Origin of the sequence: Pontibacillus yanchengensis Y32 (genome assembly GCF_000770635.1) — a bacterium.
GTDB classification, from domain to species: Bacteria; Bacillota; Bacilli; order Bacillales; family BH030062; genus Pontibacillus; species Pontibacillus yanchengensis.
This window is the reverse complement of record NZ_AVBF01000003.1, coordinates 65,138-86,901: the sequence shown is the minus strand read 5'-3', so window position 1 is coordinate 86,901 and position 21,764 is coordinate 65,138. Positions and strand designations below refer to the sequence as shown.

Genomic DNA, 21,764 nt, shown 5'->3' with positions numbered 1-21,764 from the left:
CTATATAAGAAGGGGTATCAATGGCACGTTCAATTAAAACATGGGGCACATTAACCGCATTTATATTCATTATTATAGCGGCCCTCGCCGTATTTATTTTTTACCCATACCACTATATACTTACTTTGGAACAACAAAGATCAGGTAACTTATTGGCCTATCTGCCATTGAAAGATAATCATAACTTCCAAATCAAGTACACCCACTCTGTTCATTTATCTGAAGTAGTAGAGTACTACCAAGTTAATGGGGGAAACATCAAACCGATAAAACTGGTGTACGAAGATACAGCAATTGGTATGCCTTCTAATGCGCATGGGGATGACACCTTTCGGATGGAGGACGGGAAATACATTATTGAGAAAAGTGATGATACAAAACCATTTGAAGAATTGAACTTGTCAGTGGGACAGGTTAGGGCAGAGCATAAAGTCATACACAATAATCAGACTCATTTATTAAAAGACTACGTCGGAGCAGGAACAAACCTATCCATCGATGCAAAAAAACGAAGCAGGTGGCAGCTCTGGAAAGGAGTGAATATGCTTGAGTGATCAAGATCAATCATTATCTCAAGAACAACAAAAGGAAGTGTTGAGTAAGTACGATAAAGAATCAGGTTCGCGAGAGCTTTCAGGTATATTAGCGAAGATTGTCTTCTTTGGCTTACTAGCCTTCTCTCTTTATCAAGTGTGGTTTACTGTATTTGAACGATTGCCAGCGCAAATACATCGTCCCATTCACCTCGGCTTTGGTTTAGGACTCGTTTTCCTCCTTTACCCAGCGACAAAAAAGAAACAAGCTAGAGGAAAGTTAAGCTGGTATGATTATATTTTATCCATATTAGGGGTTGGCGTAGGAGCATACTGGCCAATTCAGTATAACGAACTTGTTCAAAGTGCAGGTCAAATTTCCCAAGTGGATTTTTACGTTGGTATTTTGGCTGTGATTCTAATCCTAGAAGCAACACGACGTGCTGTAGGTTTACCAATAACGATTATAGCAGCACTATTTCTTGCTTACGCTTATTGGGGCCGCCAAATGCCTGGCTTCCTCATCCACCGAGGAGTGGATTTAGATAACCTAGTCCAGTCCATGTATTTCACAACAGAAGGAATATTAGGTACACCCCTAGCGGTATCATCCACATTTATTTTCTTGTTCTTATTATTTGGAGCATTCTTAGTGAAAACGGGAGTGGGACAATATTTCAACGACCTAGCTGTAACGCTTGCTGGTAGACGTACTGGTGGCCCAGCAAAAGTGGCAATCTTCTCAAGTGCCCTTCAGGGTACAATCAGCGGAAGTTCGGTTGCCAACGTTGTGACCTCCGGTTCATTTACTATACCAATGATGAAACGTCTTGGTTATCGTAAAGAATTCGCTGGTGGTGTAGAGGCCGCAGCATCTACTGGTGGACAGCTTATGCCTCCCATTATGGGTGCGGCTGCCTTTCTTATGATTGAATTCATTGGCATTGACTATTGGAGTATTGCCAAAGCCGCACTTATTCCAGCGATTTTATACTTTACTGGGATATGGATCATGACACACTTCGAAGCAAAACGGTTAGGCCTTAGAGGCATGGATGAAGAAGAATTACCGGATCGTAAAGAAGTATTTAAGAGGCTCTATCTCTTAGCTCCAATTTTTGCGATTGTGTTTTTCTTAGCATCTGGATTAAGTGTTATTCTATCAGCATTCTACGGAATTATAACAACAATTCTTGTAGGGCTTCTTCGACCAGAGAAATTCCGTAAGCTCTATATACTTGCCTTTGTAGCAGGTGCGATAGGATATCCTATTATTAAAACGGTGTTGGCAGGTGGCATGCCTGCTGATCTTATACAAAACAGTCTTGTTTGGGGCGGTATGATCACCGTACTCGTTAGTTATTTATTTGACCGCAACTTTATTGATTCTGTGGAAGCACTAGTAGATGGGGCTCGCACCGCTCTAGGTGTTGTTGTAGCAACAGCCGCAGCTGGTATAATTGTTGGAGTTGTAACGAAAACAGGTCTTGGTCTAAAGCTTGCCAATAGCCTGGTTGAATTGGCAAATCAACAGCTGTTACTAACACTATTCTTCACGATGATTGCAGCAATCATTCTAGGGATGGGGTCGCCTACAACAGCTAACTATGTTATTACTTCAACCATCGCAGCACCAGCCATTATTTTACTCGGTGTCGATGACTTACCAGCACACCTTTTCGTATTCTATTTCGGAATTGTCGCTGACATCACACCACCAGTTGCACTTGCTGCCTTTGCTGCTTCAGGTGTCTCAGGGGGCGAGCCGATACGGACAGGAGTGAATGCTGCCAAACTTGCAATTGCTGCATTTATAATCCCGTATATGTTCGTGTTGAGCCCAGAATTGTTGATGATTAATACAAATGCAGTTGAACTCATCTGGGCCTTATTTACAGCCATCTCAGGTATGATTGCAATCGGAGCTGGCATGATTGGCTACTGGTACCGAAAAACCTATTGGATCGAGCGCGTTCTTGCAGTAGCGTCAGGTCTTGCATTAATCTATCCACATGCCGTTTCTGATATTGCAGGACTAGTCGGATTCGCTGCACTCATAGCAGCTCAGTTCTTTTATAAAAAAGAGAAGATTGGTGAACCTGTTGTGAAAGCAAACGCAAAAGCATAATAAAAGAAGGACCTGTACCATTTGAGGTACAGGTCCTTACTTATGTAGAGGGGTATATAAACTAAAGCTATTCTCTGTTAAGTTAGGAGATTGGTGCACCACACTCGAAGTTTGCTCGTAAACGTATGCAAGTGAAAGGAGTTTCGCTTCTTGAAATGCGGTACTTGTTAATGGGAGTTTAACAGGCTTGATATCTGTCGCTTCATTCGGTTATCTCCTGCATTATGGAAAAAGTTGATTATAGTCTAGCAAATATTGAAGTAAAATGCTTGTTCGAAAGGTTATTACAATAGGTGAATTTTTGCATGCTATTAGGTTGACTTAATACCTGTAGGGGTATAAAATGAATGATAGATTAAAGAAAAGGTAGGAGATTACGATGTATATAGGAATTGGTATAACTGCCTTAGTGCTGTTCTTTTTAATGAGACGATATTTCCCGGTAGCAGGTGTAAATAAAATTAATGTAAGAGATGTAGAAGCAACACACGAAGATGTTATAATGGTCGATACACGAGCATACCAAACATCAGCTATAGAAGCAAACCAGGAAGCATTTTGTATTCCATTGCCTTATTTAAATCGACACTACAGAGACATCCCTAATAAGGATGTTGTGCTTATATCAACCGATCAAGTAGAAAAGAATCTGGCTACACGCCTATTAAGGAAGAAAGGCTATAACATAGTCGGATACACTATTCCAGAACAAGGAGGATGCTGCTATGCATTACGATGCGCAAGTGAAAAATAGAATTAAACGTATTGAAGGACAAGTGAGAGGCTTGCTTAAAATGATGGAAGAAGAGAAAGATTGCAAGGAAGTTGTTACGCAAATGTCTGCAGTTAAAAGCGCACTTGATCGTACGTCAGCGCTTGTTGTCAGTTCAAATCTTGAGAAATGCATCCGTGAACAGGATGAAAATAATGAAGATTCAAGTGAATTGATTAATGAAGCAGTTCAGCTACTAGTAAAAAGTAAATAAATAGACAAGAGAAGAATTGGGGAGGAAATACGTGTGGAAGCCATTATACAGTATGCTATCTTAATCGGAGTCATGTGGTTTGTTATTAGTCGTTTTATGCCGGCAAAAGGTGTTGCAAACACAACCCCAGCATTGGTAAAGAACCGTACTAAAGAAAAAAACGTGCAATTTATTGATGTTCGAACACCGAGAGAATACAAGACCAATCACAAGAAACCTTTTAAGAATATCCCCTTAGGAGATATCGCTACGCGTTCAAGTGAATTGGATAAAGACAAAGAAGTGATTGTTCTTTGTCAAAGTGGAATGAGAAGTATGAAAGCAGCCAAGACTCTTAGGAAACAAGGTTTTCAGCACATCACAAATGTTAAAGGTGGCCTTGCCGCTTGGGTGTAGAACTGGTCTTGCCCATTGAGTAGATTTTAGAGAGAAACCTGATTACCATTAGTGGTAGTCAGGTTTTTGTAGTATAAGGTACTTCCTCTAAATAACTGTAGGAGAAATTGTATGTAGCTAAACCTGAGCTTACCCCTTTTTTAATGTAATGATAGATATTGTAAAATGAATGAAGGAGAGTGGTGAGGACACATGAAAACCTACAGTTTATTAGCAGTTGCCCTTTTTTTAGTAATCATTGGTTCGTTATTTAGATCGAATGAACAATTAAGCTGGATTACGATTGTTTGTTACTTAGGAGCGGGAGTATGCTTTATCGTACAGGCTATACGAATGATAAAGCAGGAAAAACAGTGATAAGTATGAAACGTGAATGGTTTAAAAGAGAGTTTATTAGCGGACTATATCATATCGGATATAGTCCACTTTTTTAGGTGACATACCTAAAGATGAGAGCAGCATATATGTAATGTAGGAGCGTTTATAAATGTCTCGAAGGAAAATTCAGAAAGGGGCGATGAAGTAAATGGTTCCTGCATATGTGCGTGAGAAACTTTCTTTGTATAGTTATATGATCAAAAGGGGAAAGCCTGCAGCATCGATGGCTCTTCAGTCGAGATATGTAGAAGACGTACGAGAACTGCTAGCACAATTAGGTGTTTCCTATAAACTACAGCCGTTGACGGACGGTTGGGACACTTTATGGATGTATAAGCATCCACATATTCTCGATATTATCGAACAGCTGCCACAGGCTCCCAAATCTTCTTTTGATCACTGGGTGCTAGGAAAGCTTTACGGTTATGACGAAGCTTCGATTAGTGAATTTCTTCTTAAGCTTGATCGTACTCCGTAGCTTCACAATTTGGGCACGGAGGTAAAATGTCATCCGTTTCGTCCAAAGTTACTTTTTCTCCACAACGGCGGCATTTGTACGTTCCTTGTCCCGGTTTTTCACCTGTATTTGGCATACAAGCACCTCCCTTCTTGGTATATTGTTTTCATTCCCGTTTTGTGTAGGAATAATCTACTTTTTTTGTAAAATGATTGTAAATTTATTATTAGAATATAATTGTAGGGTAGGTGGTGCTCCTTTTTATTCCTTCTTAAAGCCATTGAGTAAAACAAGCAATCTGTAATAAAACGTATGTAAGATTCACACATTTATTTAATGATTAGAACTGGACATTGTACTCGTTTTGCTACTTTATGACTTACACTTCCTAACATCATTTCCTGGAATCCGTTAAGGCCACGACTCCCGACAATAACCATATCAAAGTCCCCGTTATTGGCATGCTCCACAATAGCTGTTCCTGCTTCTCCAAAAATTGTAGCTACATGATAGTTAATGTTAGCCTTCCGTGCTTTTTCTTCAATCTCAGCAAACTTATCATCTAACACGTAGAAACCTTCAGGGCTGTTCCAATTTTGCAGCGTATTTGTTTTTGCATCCCTGTGACTCTCAACGTATAGGATGGTGAGGGAAGCATTCTCATTACAGGTAGCAATATGGATAGCATGGTCAGCTGCTCGAATCGAGTGGTCAGAACCATCTGAAGCTAATAGGATATTTTTATACATAATAAAACTCCCTTCTTATTCGATCGGAAAAATTATTGTTGGGTCTTATATGTTTATCTCTCTAGAGCCTATCTTGTCTCCTCTTACGTTTCCAAGCCATGAATCTTTATAACTCCTTCTATGTATTGCTGGTGTTATCATGCCCAATGTAGACAGCAAACATGAATGAGAGAGGCATATCACAATACTCCAAAACAAAACGAGCAGCGCAAGTACACCATTTTCATGCGTACCAGCGCTGCTCGTTATCTATTCTCGAATAACTATTGAAAGTTTGTAGCTAACATGCTTATTTAGTTGTACCAAAAATCCATCAAGCTCTTCATTACTTGGGAAGCGGCACTCTAGTAGATAGCAACCTTCTCCGCTTATTTTATAATTATTTCGTACATATTCTTGTTTTGTTTCAAGAAAAGCAAAGTAAGGCTGGTGGTGGAGACTATCCGTGATTATCGTCAAAAAGCAATGGACTGGATATCCCATCTTTTTCTCATTTACTCGTATGGTATAGCTCTCGATAATACCTTCGTCCTCTAGTTTTTGTACACGAGAAGAAGCTGCTGCTTGACCAGTTAAATGGACACGCTCTCCAAGTTCCTTCATCTTCATTCTGCCGTTATCTTGTAGTTCTTTTATAATCATTCTGTCTGTATTATCCATCTATTCACAATCCTTTCAAGAATCAAGTAAATCGTCTAGAATACTTGATTTATGTTATGTACGCTCGCTTCCATTCCATAGTATCCTACATATGTAGTCGATAGAAAGGGAGGAAACTTGTATGTATATCAAGCAGATTCGAAATGCTACACTTATTATTACCTTTGCAGATAAGAAGTTTTTAATCGATCCATTCCTAGCTGAACAAGGATCGATGCCACCGTTCCCTGATACACCGAATCAAGACCTGAACAATCCACTTGTAGAACTGCCAGTTTCGAAAGAAGAATTAATTGATGTCGATGCTGTTATCGTCACGCATCTTCATCCTGATCACTTTGATGATGCTGCTAAAGAAATGTTACCAAAAGACATGTTTATTTATGCCCAAAACGAAGCTGATTTACAAGTGATTCAAGAAGCAGGCTTTACCAATGTACAATCATTTGAAAAAGGAGCAACGATGGAAGGAGTAGACATTTTCCACACAAATGGACAACATGGTTCCAGGGAGATGACCGAAATAACTGGGAAGGTTTCTGGTATTGTATTTGCTCATAAGAATGAAAAACCCCTCTACATTGCAGGAGATACGATATGGTGTGATGATGTGAAAGAAGCCATCCATACACATCAACCTGAAGTAATCGTTGTGAACGCCGGTGCTGCACAGTTTCTAGAGGGTGGGCCGATTACGATGACGAAAGAAGATGTGCACCAAACGCAACAAGAGGCCCCAAATGCTACTGTAATTGTTTCTCATATGGAGGCGTTGAATCATTGCTTATTAACACGCAATGAAATGCACCAATACTTGGAAGAACAAGGACTAGAGAATATTGTTATTCCTAAAGATGGTGAACAGCTTTTCTACTAGTATAAATGAGAAGGCCTACATCTATTAGAATGTAGGTCTTTAAAATTCTTGTAAATTTTGTGACGTGTATATCTTTTCTCCTAAACTTCTGTATAATAATAGATGTTTGCTAGAGGAGGAAAATAATTGAATCGAAAGCCAATAACTGAAATCTACTTCATTCGTTTTATCGCCTGTATATCTGTTGTCCTTATCCATTCTATGACACTAACTCAATCAAACTATCAACTTCCGGAGCTTACAGTTGATAGCTTTTATATGATAAAACTTGCTATGATGTATGCTACACCATTGTTTGTTATGCTATCAGAATTCTTACTGTCTTATTCTTATCCAGACCGACTACCAAAATCCTTTTGGAAGAAGCGTCTCCTTTATATCTTTGTTCCTTACCTTGTTATAGCTATGCTCTACTCACTCTATCCATGGTACTTGTATGGATGGGAACTTCAGAAGGTACTGAACACCTTCTTTGATAAAGCTGCTTTAGGATTGTGGCACGGTTATTTTGTTCTAATTATTTTTCAATTTTATGCCCTACACTATGTAATGAAAAAGTATTTTGACCGCTTTTCAGCAAAGTACGTCATCCTGATTTCACTAATTATCAATGCTTTATATTTATCTTTCTTCAATTTTATGAGCGGCCATGACTTTCCCGCTATAGCCGGATTTTGGAACTACTACAAGCTCCCATTCGTTGGCTGGATTTTCTATTTCACAGTTGGATATTATGCTGGGAAACATATTGATACGTTTGTTGAAATGATTACGAAGTATAAGAAATGGATTTACACAGGTGTGATTGTAACAGTAGCTTTTCCATTAACGATGGAATATACCGATTCCATCCGATTAGTATCATCCAAAAGACCAGATATATTGCTTTATACAGTGTTTGTATTTTGCGCACTTTATTTAATTGCCAAAAGAATTAAAGTGATGCCGAAATTCGTCATGATTGTGAGCAGTTATTCGTATAGTATCTACTTACTTCATCTGTTGGTTATGTATAATGTGACGCGCTATCTAAAAGATATACCTATCTATATCAATATGGGCGTGTATGTAGTTATCTTATTCCTGGCAGGTATAGTAGGTTCCATCTTGATAAGCTATCTGATATCATTCTTACCATTTGGACAGTTTATGGTAGGAAAAGTGAATAGGCCAAAAGTAAAACCAGCACCTGTTGCGGAGAGCCAAAACCAACCTATACACACGTAGAATATAATGAAAAAACGTTGACATAGTGGGAAGAAAGCGGTATATTAATAGATGTCTAAAAAATATATTGCAGTACATTTTCCCACACGATTCCGTAGCTCAGTTGGGAGAGCGCATGCTTGACAGGCATGAGGTCGTTGGTTCGAGCCCAATCGGAATCATTCTATTGAAAAGCCTGAAACCATTTCTGTAATAAATGGTTTCAGGCTTTTTATATATGTGGATTGTATTGTTGAAAAAATAGACATAGTAATTATTTTAAATTTACACTTACACATGTAATGATAGAAGAAAGAAAGTACAAATGAACACAATTTTTCCATATAAAGTTGAGTGAGTTTTGTTTTTTGTAGAAGAATAATTTAGAAGAAATATATAGAAATAAAGGTGATTGTATGACAACAAACAATGAAATGGGCTGGAACCTTCATCATAGTTATACTCGTCTGCCGGACATGTTTTTTGAAAGGGTAGATCCTACTCCAGTGCGGGCTCCGGAGATGGTCAGGTTTAATGAAGAGTTGGCACGCTCCTTAGGTCTAGATGATAAGAAGCTGCAAGAGGAAGATGGACTTGATATGTTGAGTGGTAATAAACTTCCTGAAGGTGCTTTGCCGATTGCGATGGCTTATGCCGGGCATCAGTTCGGTGGCTTTACTATGTTAGGCGACGGTAGGGCAGTTTTACTCGGGGAGCATAGGACCTCCTCAGAGGAAACGCTTGATATTCAACTGAAAGGTTCTGGAACGACACCATATTCCCGTGCAGGCGATGGCCGTGCGACACTTGGGCCGATGTTACGAGAATATATCATCAGTGAAGCCATGCATGGTCTCGGCATTCCGACCAACCGTAGTCTGTCTGTTGTGAAAACTGGAGAATCCGTGAGACGTGAAAGAGAATTGCCTGGTGCAGTACTTACCCGGATTGCAGCAAGTCATTTGCGAGTGGGCACATTTGAATATGTATCAGAATGGGGTAGTAAAGAAGATCTTCAGACGCTAGCGGATTACGCCATCGATCGTCATTATCCGGAAGTGAAAGAGGATGAGAACCCATATCTATCTTTTTATAAAAAGGTGATTGAGCAACAAGCTTCACTCATAGCTAAATGGCAATTGGTTGGCTTTATCCATGGTGTTATGAATACGGATAACATGACAATTAGCGGAGAAACGATTGATTATGGTCCTTGTGCCTTTATGGATGAATATGATCCGAAAACTGTATTCAGTTCGATTGATACGCAAGGTCGATATGCCTATCAAAATCAACCAGCCATTGGTCAATGGAATCTTGCGCGCTTTGCGGAGGCTTTATTGCCATTATTCCATGCAGATCAAGAGGAAGGTGTAGAACTAGCGAAAGAAGCACTAGCCAATTATGAGAAAATCTATTATAGTCATTGGCTAATTGGAATGAGAAAGAAACTAGGACTCTTAAACGAAGAAAAAGAAGACAGAGAGTTAATGGATAACCTTCTCGACATCATGAAAAAGCATCAAGCTGATTTCACCAATACGTTTCGCGCACTAACACTTAATGAATTAGAGGAAATACCAATGCATGGTACAGAAGAATTTACTCACTGGTATGAACAATGGCAGGAGAGGTTAGCTAGACAAGAAGAAACGCCTACGTCCATTTATGAAGTGATGAAAAATGCTAATCCAGCCGTCATCCCAAGGAACCACCAGGTAGAAAAAGCACTTCAAGCTGCAGTCAACAAAGACGACTACAGTGTGATGGAGCGGTTAATGAGCGTTCTCTCTAACCCTTATGCGTACTCAGATGAACAAGAGGAGTATGCTACATGGCCAGATCCGTCAAGAGGTCCTTATCAAACATTTTGTGGAACTTAAGAACTTAAATAAAATAAGAAAAGAGCTCCCTCACCAATTGGTAGGGAGCTCTTTTTATAACGTTATAACGGATTATTACACTCTCACTTCATCCACTTGTACAGTCCAGTTGAATTCATCTTCTGTCTTGCCAAATTGAATTCCTGTAATGGTGTCATAAAGGCGTTGGGATAATGGACCGATGTTTTTATCATTTACCTGAATCGTTTGGTCTTTCCATGTTAATTCTCCGACTGGGGAAATAACAACGGCAGTACCAGCACCGAATACTTCTTCTAATTCTCCACGTGCATGAGCATCAAAAATTTCTTGGATTGAAATTTTCTCTTCCCGAACCGGTATGCCCCAATAGTTGAGTAGCTCGATAACGGAATTTCGTGTCACTCCATTTAGAATACTTCCACTTAATTCTGGAGTTACGACTTCTCCGTTAATCTTAAAGAAGATGTTCATACTACCCACTTCTTCTACATATTTATTTTCTTTCGAATCAAGCCAGAGAATTTGCGAGTAGCCTTTTGCTTCAGCTTCTTTCTGGGCTTTCATACTAGCTGCATAGTTACCTGCTGTTTTTACTTCGCCAACTCCTCCAACGGAAGCTCGGATATATTTTTCCTCAACATAGATAGGTACAGGGCTAAGTTGGTCCCCATAATAAGATCCTACAGGTGAAAGAATCACAAGTAATTTATATTGTTTAGATGGACGAACTCCAATAAATGGCTCTGTCGCAAATACATAAGGACGAATGTATAAGGAGGTTCCCTCTTCGGTCGGAATCCAATCTTTTTCCTTCAAAAGCAACTGTTGGATTGCATTCAACAAGAAGTCTTCATCAATTGTAGGAATGTGAAGACGTTCGCAGGATTGGTTAAATCGCTTCATATTTCGATCTGGACGAAATAGTTGAACCGTACCATCTGGTGTCGTGTACGCCTTCAAGCCCTCGAATATAGCTTGTCCATAGTGAAACACCATAGCTGCTGGGTCCATCGTAAGAGGGCCATACGGAATAATTCTCGGATCATGCCATCCTTGTTCTTCCTCATAATCCATCACGAACATGTGATCAGTGTAATGAACACCAAACCCTAAAGCGTCGGAGGAAGGTTTGTTCTTTAATTCTTCTCTTTGCACGAATGATATATGTTGACTCATGACAGCACCTCTTTTGTGAATGTTTGGTATTTAAAAAGCTTCTCATAATTTTTCTGATTTTTAAATGTTTAGTTATTATAGTAGAGATGGTGGAGAAATACAATGGTTTGGAGAGAAGTAGGGGCAGGTTTTCATAGTTTATAGATTTACCTTGAAAAGTGATAGGTCAATCAAAATATCTATTAATAAGGTAGTGATTAAAGTTTAGTGGTTAAAGTCTTATTATTAGATATTAAAATACGTGAGAATTTTCAAAAAAATAATTGTAATTTCATCATTCCTGATGTATATTAAAACCATACTTAATTCGTTCAGTGAAAAAAGTAAGTTAATGGAGTAATTAGGAGTGGATGAAATGCGGGCGTTAAGAACTGGTAGTAAAGAACTTATTAAAGAAATTAATCGGTTTAAAGTGTTGAACATTATTAGACATCAACAGCCTGTAAGTAGATCAGAAATAGCGAAACAATGTGATTTGGGTGTTTCTACTCTGTCTTATATTATCGAGGAATTGAAGACGCAAAGGTTAATTTACGAAGTAGGAGAGGCTACCTCTACAGGTGGAAGAAAGGCGAAGTTACTAAGATTTAACAAGGACCATGGTTACATTATTAGTGTGAAAATTGAAGAAGAGCAAATTTTGACAGCGCTTACAAATATGGAAGGTGAAATACTATGCAAAAGGTATGCTTTATTTTCCAAAAAAGATTCGCCAGAAAATGTTACTGATATGATTGAATCCGAAATTCACCAGATCTTTACACAAGAAAAGAAAGATTTATCTTTTCTATTAGGTATAGGTATCCTGTCTTCTGGGCTGGTAAACAGACATGATGGAACCATTATAAGATCTTCTATGCTTGGGTGGGAGAATGTTCCCATCACAAGAATGGTAAAAGAATCATTTCCTGAAGTTCAGGTATTCGTAGATAACAATATTAACGGATATACATTAGCAGAATTAGAAAAAGGAGAAGGCAAATCAAGCCAAAACTTTTTGGTCGTATCGATTGGAGCCGGAGTTGGATTATCAGTGGTCATCGATCGAAAAATTTATTATGGATCTGTAGGTGGTGCTGGAGAGTTTGGTCATACCACGCTTGTACCAAATGGATATCCTTGTCACTGTGGCCAAAATGGGTGTTTGGAAATGTACGCATCCGAATTTTACTTTAAAAATAAAGCAGAAGATCAAGTATCTAGCTATTCTTCTAGCAAGCTAACAGACTTTCATTTTTCAGAAGTAGCAAGAGCTGCTGAAGAAGGAAACGAGTTTGCAATGAATCTAATGAAAGAAATGGGATCCTACTTAGGCTACGGACTACGCAATCTTATCAATACCTTTAATCCAGATAAAATTATCATTGTAGGAGAAGGTGTGAAGTATAGCCATCTATTTAATCATGAAGTAAACCTTATCGCTAATGATAACTTCTTTGAGAAGGTGGATATTAAAACGGAGCTTGTGTTTTCTGGTCTCAACGATGATGCTTGGTTCACTGGTGGGGCATTACTTGCAATCAATCAAATTTTTCAAGAACCTATCTATGAACCTATTAAAGCAGGATTGTAAAAGAGAAGGGGGTGTACGAAGTGGTAAGTATGACGAAGAAGAAAACGTTCTTTTGGCTATGTGTATTCCTCTTACCAAACTTACTAGGGTTTCTAACATTTATTGGTGTCCCCATTGTATCCTCGTTGGTAATTAGTTTTACAGATTGGGATTTACTTGGTTCTATGTCTTTTAATGGTATCGAAAATTACATTAGATTAGTTCAAGACCCAGAGTTTTGGGTATCATTTCGCAATACCATTCTGTTTATAGTTGGATATTTACCTTTAGTACTTATTTTCGGGCTTGCCTGTGCCTTGTTGTTAAATCAAAAAATGAAATTTCGTGCATTCTTCCGAGCTACATTTTTCCTACCTGTTATAACTAGTTGGGTCGCTGTCTCCCTAGTGTGGAAATGGTTATACAACCCAGAGTATGGACTCATTAACTACTTGTTATCCGTAATTGGTATAAGTGGTCCTGAATGGTTAAATGATCCCAATACAGCGATGATTGGAATAATATTAGCAAGTGCATGGAAAGATATTGGATTTGTAATGGTTCTATTTTTGGGAGGATTACAAAACATATCTCCTACTTATTACGAAGCAGCATCTATTGATGGCGCTAGTAAACTTCGACAGCTATGGAATATTACGATACCACTTTTAGCACCTACCACATTTTTTGTAACGATTATCTCATTAATTAACTCTTTTCAAGTATTTGACCAAGTCATGATCATGACTGGTGGAGGTCCTGGAGGATCAACCATCGTTATGGTTCAGAACATATATAACCATGCGTTTCGCTATTTTGAGATGGGTTATGCTTCTGCGATGAGTTGGGTATTATTTTTGGTTATATTCTTATTTACATGGATTCAAATGAAATTTCAGGATAAGGGGGCGAATTAGTCATGGAAGCGCAGACTCCAAGTGAACAAATGGCATATCGCTCGAATCAAAAGAAGGAACAAAAACGCCCTATACTAAAAAGAATCCTATTCTATTTACTGTTAATTGTAGGCGCTTCCATAATGTTGGTTCCTTTCCTGTGGATGATCTCAACTTCATTGAAGCCAAATGGAGCCACAATGGTATTGCCACCAGAGTTTATTCCAAGCGAACCTACTACCAATAACTATGAAAAAGTCACACAACAATTTCCTATGATGAGATTTTTATGGAACTCCATAGTAGTAGCGGTACTTACGACGATAGGGCAGATGATTTTTAGTTCTATGGCTGCTTACGCTTTTGCAAGAATGCATTTTAAAGGACGGGATAAATTATTTTTACTCTATCTAGCTACTATGATGGTCCCTACTCAAGTCACCATGATTCCACAGTTTATCTTAATAAAACAATTTGGCTGGCTAGATTCCTACCCTGGTCTAATTATACCTACCATGTTTGCAGTGTTTGGAACTTTTTTAATGCGTCAGGCCATGTTAGGTATTCCTCGTGAGCTAGAAGAGGCAGCATTTATGGATGGTGCTAATCATTTTCAAGTTTTTTATAAGGTTTGCTTGCCTCTCATTAAACCAATGCTTGCAACGTTAGGGATTTTTACCTTTATGCAATCTTGGAATAACTTCTTATGGCCATTAATTGTCGTTAGTAATGAAAAGTTAGCCACATTACCTCTTGGACTTTCCCTATTACAGGGTAGATGGGCAACAGACTGGGGATTGATGATGTCTGGGGTTGTGATTAGTGTATTACCTATTTTAATTGTCTATCTTTTCGCTCAAAAATACTTTATTCAAGGGATGACGATGAGCGGAATGAAAGAATAAATACTATTTTAAAGGGGAGAAATCACATGAAAAAATGGTGGTCTTTATTGGTGTTGCTTGTTGTAGGTGTTATTGGCTTAGTAGGTTGTACTTCTTCTGAAAGTGGTGGGGAAGAAAATAGTGCTGATGGCGGAGATAGTCAAACCGAAATTACCTATTATAGTTTCTCTGCAACTCCAAACTATGAAGACGTATTATCTGATATTGTAGCTGCATTTGAAGAAGAAAACCCTAATATTAAAGTGAATACAGAATTAACTGCTTATCAGGATTATTTCACTAAGCTTCAAACGCGAATAGCTGGTGGAAATGCGCCGGATGTGTTTGAACTGAATTATGAGAATTTCGTGCAATATGCATCAAAAGGTACATTAGCTGATTTGACTTCGCTAATTGAAGAAGATGAAAATTTTGATCCTGAACAGTTAAATCAAGAAGCATTCAAAGCTTATCAGTTTGAAGGCAAGCAATATGGTATGGTGGAGAGCTTCTCGAACGTTTTAACTTTCTATAATAAAGATTTATTTGATAAAGCTGGTGTGGACTATCCAACTGAAGATTGGACATGGGAAGATGAATTAGCCGCCGCTGAGAAAATTACCGACGAAGAGAATAATGTGTGGGGAACTTATGCACCTGTAACAATGAATGAATACTTTAAAATTGCCGCTCAAAACGGTGGAAACCTATTTGATAAAGGTGGAAACCCTGCTGTTGATAATGAGGCAAACTTAGAAGCGTTAAATTATATGGTCGACAAAGTAACCGAATCGGGTGTATCTCCATCTCCGGGTGAAATGTCTGGACAACAACCAGCAGATTTATTTTTAAATGGTCAATTAGGAATTGTTCATACAGGTATTTGGATGTTTGATGCCTTTAAGGATGCATCTTTTGAGTGGGATGTAGCGCTTGAAGCAGGAAATACCCAAAAAGCACACCACTTCTTTGCTAATGGTTTAGCTGTTTCTGCAGACACAGATAAAAAAGAGGCAGCATATAAATTTGCTGCATTTATGAGTGCTAGTGAGGAAGTTGCTAAACTACGAGTGGAGAATTCTTGGGAACTGCCTGCAATAACGAATGAAGATATTTTACAGCCTTATTTAGAACAGACTCCTCCAGAGAATCGTCAGGCAGTATTTAATGCTTTGGATACACTTGTTTTACCTCCTGCAGTCGATAATTGGAGTAAGATTAGTGATATAACAAATCAAGAATTTGAAAAAGCACTAAATGGTGACAAAACAACAGAAGACGTATTAAAAACATTGCAGTCTGAATATGAAGATATTTTAAGTGAGTAAACCTATATGAAGAAGGATATATGTGCTTTGTACAGCACATATATCCTTTTTCTTGAAAGGATGATCATAATGGAGGCTAATTCAAAATATACAGCACTGCTTCAAACGTATCTCCTTCAATTAAAAGGAGAATACGAGGCAGTAGAGGCATCTTTACTACATTTGCAACCCAATATAGAGAAAGATGAATTATACACTATTGCGACATGGCTTTGGGTTTTGCAGAAACAAGTAGGGCTTACACCAAACAATCAACGGTTAAATACGATCAACTATAAGCCATATGTATCTTATTTAACGAAGGAATGGGAGAAAGAACAAAAAAGTATTTGGGAGCAATTAAATAAGGATATATATTTAGCCAATTTAGCTATGACCTATGCTGCATTGCAAGAAACAAAGCATGTTAGAGGAGAAGCTGTAGTTCAGAAAACGATGACAGCCGTACGTGATTTTATCTTCAACCATCTATTATCACGTGGCACAGCATTAAACGGTGTTAATAGTAGAACGATTTCTGTTGAACAAACGTTAGCTGTTATGCCGTATGGATTATTCTCGCCTGAAGACTTGATTATGGTAGAGGCTACACAACAGATGGTTCTTCATTTGGAAGAAGAAAATGGAGTACTTCCATTTCGAGGAGCTACTCATGTTTCATCAACCGCTACAGCCATGATAGCACTTTATTACTTGGAGAAGTCAGATAGAGAAAAGGCATTCCGCTATGCTCATTATGTTAAGCAACATAAGCAAGAAGATAAACTTGCGGAAGTAATAATGGGGATTTTTGATTTCTATGCTTCAGAAGAAAACGTACAGGAAAAAATCATTCACGATCCGTTAGGTAATGAGAATGTGTACGAATCACAAGTTACAGAACGGTTTCCGCATTATCCAACTTTAGAAGATAGCATTTATTTTGCATGTGAAGTTACAAGCGATATAGATGTTCTGGACGTTGGACTAGTGATGGAAAATAAGTCAAAAACCTGGGATAAAGAAATCTCTTTAAAAGCGAAAAATGTTCAAGATACTGTTATTTATCAAAGTAATGTATCCCCTTTACCAAGCCATGAAACATACACCTATTATTTTTATGCGAACCTTGAGAATGGTAAACAGCTTCAGTCGCACTATTACGAGTTAATGACTTGGAAGAAAGAAAGTCTCCAACAATTTGAAATCATCGAAGCTAATAAAAACGAAGTCAAGCTCGCTCTTAGCAGTAACCAGACCTTACATATATCTCTTAGAGATGAAGGGGTGAGTTTGAACTTTCAGCAGCATGGAGAGCAACAATTGAGAGAAAACCATCAACATTCAACTACGACACTAGTCTCAGGGGAATATAAACTAGAGGTGGAAGCGAATAATCCCTTTCTTTCTCTTTACAAAGGCGAAAAGAAACTATTAACCTCCCACCCACTGTATCCTCCTATTGAATGGAAAACGGACGTAAATGGTGTAGTAAGAGAATGGAACATACACTGGGAGAGCCCTTCGGAGGAGCAATATTATGGCTTCGGGGAGCGGTATAATGCAATAGAACAACGGGGAAATGTTATTGATTGTTATGTGTATAATCAATATCGAGATCAAGGTACAAGGACATATATTCCAATACCTTTTTATATGACGAATAGTGGCTATGGTTGTTATATCAATACAGCTTCTTATACAAAGTTTGACTTGGCTTCTGAGTTAAAAGATAAATGCACGATGGTATTTGAACAACATTCTAAGGAGAAGAATACTGAAATTCAATTTTATTTTGGCACGTATAAGGAACAATTAGAAGCATATACGAATATGACTGGAAAACCTGCTATGGTGCCAGCATGGGCATTAGGACCATGGATGTCTAGTAATAACTGGGATAGACAATCTATAGTAAAACAAGAGGTTGAAGCAACGAAACAGCACAAGATACCTGCTACTGTGATTGTGCTGGAGCAATGGAGCGATGAAGCAACGTATTATATGTTCAATGATGCAATGTACGACATGAAAGAGCCAGGACATATCTATCACTATGAGGAAATGAAGTTTCCTTCTTGGGGGAGATGGCCTAATCCGAAGCAAGTGGTCGAAGAACTTCATGAGGATGACTTAAAGCTTATTTTATGGCAAATACCGATACAGAAATATTTAAATAAACAACAGCACCCACTTAAAGATCAAGATGAAGCATACATGGTGGAGAAAGGATATGTTGTACAAAATGAAGACGGTTCCCCTTATAGAATCCCTGAAAACTGGTTTACGAATAGCTTAATCATGGATTTCAGTCATGAAGAGGGTAGAAAATGGTGGTTCTCTAAACGCCAGTATTTAATTGATCTAGGTGTTGATGGATTTAAGACAGATGGAGGAGAGTTTGTTTTCGGTAAAAATCTTCAATTTGCCAATGGAAAAACTGGAAGTGAAATGCGTAATCTATACCCGAATGATTATATAGACTCGTATTATCATTTTGCCCAACAAAATAACGGCATTACATTTAGTCGTGCTGGGTACACGGGCGCACAAAACTTTCCGGCTCATTGGGCAGGAGACGAACGCTCCACATTCGATGCTTTTAAGCGGTCACTAGTAGCTGGTCTTAACGCTGGGCTCGCTGGAATCGTGTTTTGGGGATGGGATTTAGCAGGATTTAATGGGGACATTCCTACGGCAGAATTATTTATGCGTTCCTCTTCCATGGCTGCCTTTTGTCCGATTATGCAGTATCATGCTGAAAGTAAAGCAGAGTTCAGTCAAGATCGTACACCTTGGAACATAGCTGCGAGAACAGGAGAAGATAAAGTAATAGATGTTTACCGTTTCTTTGCCAATGTAAGAATGAACCTCATTCCTTATATTTACAATGAATCAAAAAAAGCTACGAAAACAGGTTTTCCATTAATGAAAGCTTTGATGCTTGAGTACCCAGAAGATAGAAGAGTGAATGGATTATATGATGAATATATGTTTGGTGATGCCATGTTGGTTGCACCGATAATAGAAGAACAAGCAATATCAAGGAAAGTATATCTACCAAAAGGTAAATGGGTGGATTTATGGTCTAATGTAGTACATCAGGGTCCTACGGTTGTAAGGTCGAAAGCGAATATCGATGAAATACCTGTATTTGTTCGAATGAATTCTGCTGTCCTAATGAATGTAGATGAAACAAGACAATTAGGAAGTTCGGTTGGCAATGTTGTAACTCAGTACCAGGTTCCTCTATGTAAAGTGTATTGTGAATCATCCTTTGCAGAAAAGATGGAAGATCATTTAGGGAACACGATTGAAATAAACGTAGTGGTTTATGATAGTGAAATTGTCATTGAAACGTCTACAGAGTTAGATGACCTGCAGTTTGAAGTCATTGGAAATAACAAATCATTCCGTGTAGTTAGGAGGGATTAAAGTGTTAGATGATACTAGTTATGCGATATTACCTTCTAATGTAGGAAAAGAACAAGAAACTATCCACTCTGTAGGAGATGTTCAATCGATCATTTGGGACGGCAACGTATTAAGGGGAAAGCTATCGAAAGGATCCTTTTTCATCTATTTTACTGAAGAGAACGTTCTTCGTTTTGGAGTAGACCCTTTTGGAAAGGTATCAGAAACAAATACGATTGCGGTCGTAAAAGATAAGCCTCTGTCAGGTGTCCAGTGTGAAGAGAAGGAAACTGAGATTCACTTGGTCTACCAGAACTGTAAAGCAATCATTTGTAAATCACCTTTTTCTGTTAGGGTAGAAAACAATAACGATTTACTTTTTGCCACTGACTCTCCAAGTGTTACCTATACTACCGATAAACACGTTATGTTAACCGTTCATAAATCGCCTGATGCACCAGTGTATGGTCTAGGTGAGAAGAGTGGCTTTTTGAACAAAAATGGTTCAAAGATTAGTAACTGGAACACAGATGTATTTGCTCCTCATAATAAAGACACAGTGGAGTTATACCAAAGTATCCCTTTTGCTATTATCCATGATCCAGAGCAAGTTTCTACGGGTATATTCTTTGATAATTCTTACCGTACTGAATTTGATATGCAACGTTATGCGGATAAAATGATCATAAGAGCAGAAGGTGGAGTGATAAACACCTATGTTATGTTAGGAGAAGACATAAAAGACACGCTCCAACTTTATACAAAGCTCACGGGTACAACTCCTCTCCCTCCCAAATGGTCGATAGGGTACCACCAATCTCGATACAGTTATCGATCACAAGATGAAGTGGAGAAAGTGGTTGCTTTATTTAAGAAATACGACATTCCGTTAGATTGCATTTTTCTAGATATTCATTATATGGATGGTTATCGTGTATTCACTTTTGATGAAGACCGTTTTCCTCGAGTAGAACAAATGGTTTCCGAGTTAAAGGAGAAAGGTATAGATGTTGTTCCTATTGTAGACCCTGGGGTGAAGCAAGATGTTGAGTACTCGGTTTACAAAGAAGGGATGCTAAAAGGATACTTTAGTAAATATTTGAGTGGAGAGGTTTATCACGGAGAAGTATGGCCAGGCGCGAGCGCTTTTCCAGACTTTTTTCAGGAAAATGTTCAAAACTGGTGGGGGTCTCTTCATGAATGTTACACACAGTTAGGGATTCGAGGGATATGGAATGATATGAATGAACCTTCTGTATTCAATGACACGAAAACGATGGATCTAGATGTCATGCACAATCTTGATGGAAAACGTATTAGCCATAAAGAAGGACATAATTTATATGGTATTTATATGAGTAAAGCTACGTTTGAAGGATTACAAGCTTTAATGCCTAATACAAGACCATTTTCTCTCACAAGGGCTGGATATGCAGGGGTGCAGCGTTATTCTGCAGTATGGACTGGAGATAACAGAAGTCATTGGGAACACCTTGAAATGTCATTGCCAATGTCTATGAATCTAGGGATGTCAGGTGTCGCTTTTTGTGGGGCGGATGTTGGGGGTTTTTCTTCCGACACTACACCAGAATTGTTAATTAGATGGACCCAATTAGGAGCGTTTTTACCTTACTTCCGTAATCATAGTGTGCAGGATTCTATTTATCAGGAGCCATGGGTATTCGGTGAAGAAACAATGATGTCAGTTAAAAAATACATTCAATTACGCTACCGATTTATACCATATTTGTACACCCTTTTTTATGAAGCAGAGCAAACAGGCCTTCCTATCGTACGACCACTAGTAATGGAATACCCTAGCGATTACGAAACGTTTGAGTGTAGTGACCAAGTGATGATAGGAAGTAATATTATGTTGGCGCCAATTCTTCGACCTGGTCAGACGCATCGTGCAGTTTATTTTCCGGAAGGAGTTTGGTATGACTTTTGGACAGAAGAAAAGATAGAAGGTGGAGCCTATCACTTAGTTTTTGCTGACATAGATACATTACCCATCTATATTAAAGAGGGGACAGTACTTCCTCTCGGGTCACTTGTTAATCATACAAAAGAAGAACAAGATATAGAATGGTTAGTCTACTACTCTAGTGATAAAGAGATGGTAGGAGCGGTGTATGAAGATGATGAACTATCATACGACTATCGAGAGGGTAGCTATTCTTTAACAAAGATAACCGTTCATAAAGACGGACAAATACATGTTGATAAGTCAGGGTTACTTGATACAATAGTTAAATCACAAGTTGGAATAATAGGAAAAAGTGAAGCGGGTGAATAGT

Annotated in this window: 20 protein-coding genes and 1 tRNA gene; 17 read left to right on the top strand and 4 right to left on the bottom strand. The window is 38.5% G+C overall.

Annotation, left to right across the window (positions count from 1 at the left end; translation table 11 throughout):
* Nucleotides 1-20 precede the first annotated feature (20 nt).
* The 7 genes from N782_RS02060 to N782_RS02035 all read left to right on the top strand — a co-directional run bounded on the left by N782_RS02060 (nucleotide 21) and on the right by N782_RS02035 (nucleotide 4,899).
* Nucleotides 21-554 carry a DUF1850 domain-containing protein gene (locus N782_RS02060; protein WP_052111111.1) on the top strand — a complete coding sequence of 178 codons (534 nt, stop codon included), beginning with the start codon at nucleotides 21-23 and terminating at the stop codon, nucleotides 552-554.
* Nucleotides 547-2,661, top strand: a complete 2,115-nt coding sequence (locus N782_RS02055) for a TRAP transporter permease (RefSeq protein ID WP_036815604.1) — start codon at nucleotides 547-549, stop codon at nucleotides 2,659-2,661. Before N782_RS02060 ends, N782_RS02055 begins: the two co-directional genes overlap by 8 nt.
* A 379-nt stretch (nucleotides 2,662-3,040) precedes the next feature.
* A complete protein-coding gene (locus tag N782_RS02050) occupies nucleotides 3,041-3,415 on the top strand; it encodes a hypothetical protein (RefSeq protein ID WP_052111110.1) in 375 nt (124 codons plus the stop codon).
* On the top strand, nucleotides 3,387-3,647 hold the full coding sequence (locus N782_RS02045) for a metal-sensitive transcriptional regulator (RefSeq protein ID WP_036815603.1): 261 nt from the start codon (nucleotides 3,387-3,389) through the stop codon (nucleotides 3,645-3,647). The genes N782_RS02050 and N782_RS02045 overlap by 29 nt, the downstream gene beginning before the upstream one ends.
* 72 nt (nucleotides 3,648-3,719) lie before the next feature.
* A complete protein-coding gene (locus N782_RS02040) occupies nucleotides 3,720-4,043 on the top strand; it encodes a rhodanese-like domain-containing protein (protein WP_052111118.1) in 324 nt (107 codons plus the stop codon).
* A 192-nt stretch (nucleotides 4,044-4,235) separates the two neighbouring features.
* Entirely contained in the window at nucleotides 4,236-4,400 is a 165-nt protein-coding gene (locus N782_RS21415) for a hypothetical protein (RefSeq protein ID WP_161783062.1), read from the top strand.
* Nucleotides 4,401-4,584: 184 nt separating this feature from the next.
* Nucleotides 4,585-4,899 (top strand): hypothetical protein, encoded by a 315-nt coding sequence (locus N782_RS02035; RefSeq protein WP_161783061.1) that lies wholly within the window; start codon nucleotides 4,585-4,587, stop codon nucleotides 4,897-4,899.
* On the opposite strand, the gene N782_RS02030 is transcribed toward N782_RS02035, so the two are convergent.
* From N782_RS02030 to N782_RS02020, 3 genes are all read right to left on the bottom strand, one after another.
* Nucleotides 4,877-5,014: a zinc ribbon-containing protein gene (locus tag N782_RS02030; protein WP_036815600.1), complete on the bottom strand. Its 138-nt coding sequence runs from the start codon at nucleotides 5,012-5,014 to the stop codon at nucleotides 4,877-4,879. The genes N782_RS02035 and N782_RS02030 overlap by 23 nt on opposite strands.
* 193 nt (nucleotides 5,015-5,207) lie before the next feature.
* Nucleotides 5,208-5,627, bottom strand: coding sequence for a universal stress protein (locus N782_RS02025; RefSeq protein ID WP_036815599.1), 420 nt, complete (start codon nucleotides 5,625-5,627; stop codon nucleotides 5,208-5,210).
* 249 nt (nucleotides 5,628-5,876) lie between these two features.
* A complete protein-coding gene (locus N782_RS02020) occupies nucleotides 5,877-6,287 on the bottom strand; it encodes an Lrp/AsnC family transcriptional regulator (protein ID WP_036815598.1) in 411 nt (136 codons plus the stop codon).
* Nucleotides 6,288-6,408: 121 nt separating this feature from the next.
* On the opposite strand from N782_RS02020, the gene N782_RS02015 reads away from it, so the two are divergent.
* The 4 genes from N782_RS02015 to N782_RS02000 all read left to right on the top strand — a co-directional run bounded on the left by N782_RS02015 (nucleotide 6,409) and on the right by N782_RS02000 (nucleotide 10,253).
* On the top strand, nucleotides 6,409-7,164 hold the full coding sequence (locus N782_RS02015) for an MBL fold metallo-hydrolase (RefSeq protein ID WP_036815597.1): 756 nt from the start codon (nucleotides 6,409-6,411) through the stop codon (nucleotides 7,162-7,164).
* A 126-nt stretch (nucleotides 7,165-7,290) separates the two neighbouring features.
* Nucleotides 7,291-8,391 (top strand): acyltransferase family protein, encoded by a 1,101-nt coding sequence (locus N782_RS02010; RefSeq protein ID WP_036815596.1) that lies wholly within the window; start codon nucleotides 7,291-7,293, stop codon nucleotides 8,389-8,391.
* Between the two features lie 88 nt (nucleotides 8,392-8,479).
* Nucleotides 8,480-8,552 (top strand) — tRNA-Val (locus N782_RS02005).
* Between the two features lie 234 nt (nucleotides 8,553-8,786).
* Entirely contained in the window at nucleotides 8,787-10,253 is a 1,467-nt protein-coding gene (locus N782_RS02000; RefSeq protein WP_036815595.1) for a protein adenylyltransferase SelO, read from the top strand.
* Nucleotides 10,254-10,328: 75 nt separating this feature from the next.
* On the opposite strand, the gene N782_RS01995 is transcribed toward N782_RS02000, so the two are convergent.
* Nucleotides 10,329-11,411 (bottom strand): branched-chain amino acid aminotransferase, encoded by a 1,083-nt coding sequence (locus tag N782_RS01995; protein ID WP_036815594.1) that lies wholly within the window; start codon nucleotides 11,409-11,411, stop codon nucleotides 10,329-10,331.
* A 355-nt stretch (nucleotides 11,412-11,766) separates the two neighbouring features.
* Between N782_RS01995 and N782_RS01990 the strand changes: the two genes are divergently transcribed.
* From N782_RS01990 to N782_RS01965, 6 genes are all read left to right on the top strand, one after another.
* Nucleotides 11,767-12,984: an ROK family transcriptional regulator gene (locus N782_RS01990; RefSeq protein WP_036815593.1), complete on the top strand. Its 1,218-nt coding sequence runs from the start codon at nucleotides 11,767-11,769 to the stop codon at nucleotides 12,982-12,984.
* A 20-nt stretch (nucleotides 12,985-13,004) separates the two neighbouring features.
* Complete coding sequence (locus N782_RS01985; RefSeq protein WP_036815592.1) at nucleotides 13,005-13,880, top strand: carbohydrate ABC transporter permease; 876 nt, start codon at nucleotides 13,005-13,007, stop codon at nucleotides 13,878-13,880.
* A gap of 2 nt (nucleotides 13,881-13,882) precedes the next feature.
* On the top strand, nucleotides 13,883-14,764 hold the full coding sequence (locus N782_RS01980) for a carbohydrate ABC transporter permease (RefSeq protein WP_420805572.1): 882 nt from the start codon (nucleotides 13,883-13,885) through the stop codon (nucleotides 14,762-14,764).
* A 26-nt stretch (nucleotides 14,765-14,790) separates the two neighbouring features.
* A complete protein-coding gene (locus tag N782_RS01975; protein ID WP_036815591.1) occupies nucleotides 14,791-16,071 on the top strand; it encodes an ABC transporter substrate-binding protein in 1,281 nt (426 codons plus the stop codon).
* A gap of 69 nt (nucleotides 16,072-16,140) precedes the next feature.
* Nucleotides 16,141-19,485 (top strand): glycoside hydrolase family 31 protein, encoded by a 3,345-nt coding sequence (locus N782_RS01970; RefSeq protein ID WP_084102948.1) that lies wholly within the window; start codon nucleotides 16,141-16,143, stop codon nucleotides 19,483-19,485.
* Between the two features lies 1 nt (nucleotide 19,486).
* On the top strand, nucleotides 19,487-21,763 hold the full coding sequence (locus N782_RS01965; RefSeq protein ID WP_036815590.1) for a glycoside hydrolase family 31 protein: 2,277 nt from the start codon (nucleotides 19,487-19,489) through the stop codon (nucleotides 21,761-21,763).
* The last annotated feature ends 1 nt before the right edge of the window (nucleotide 21,764 follow it).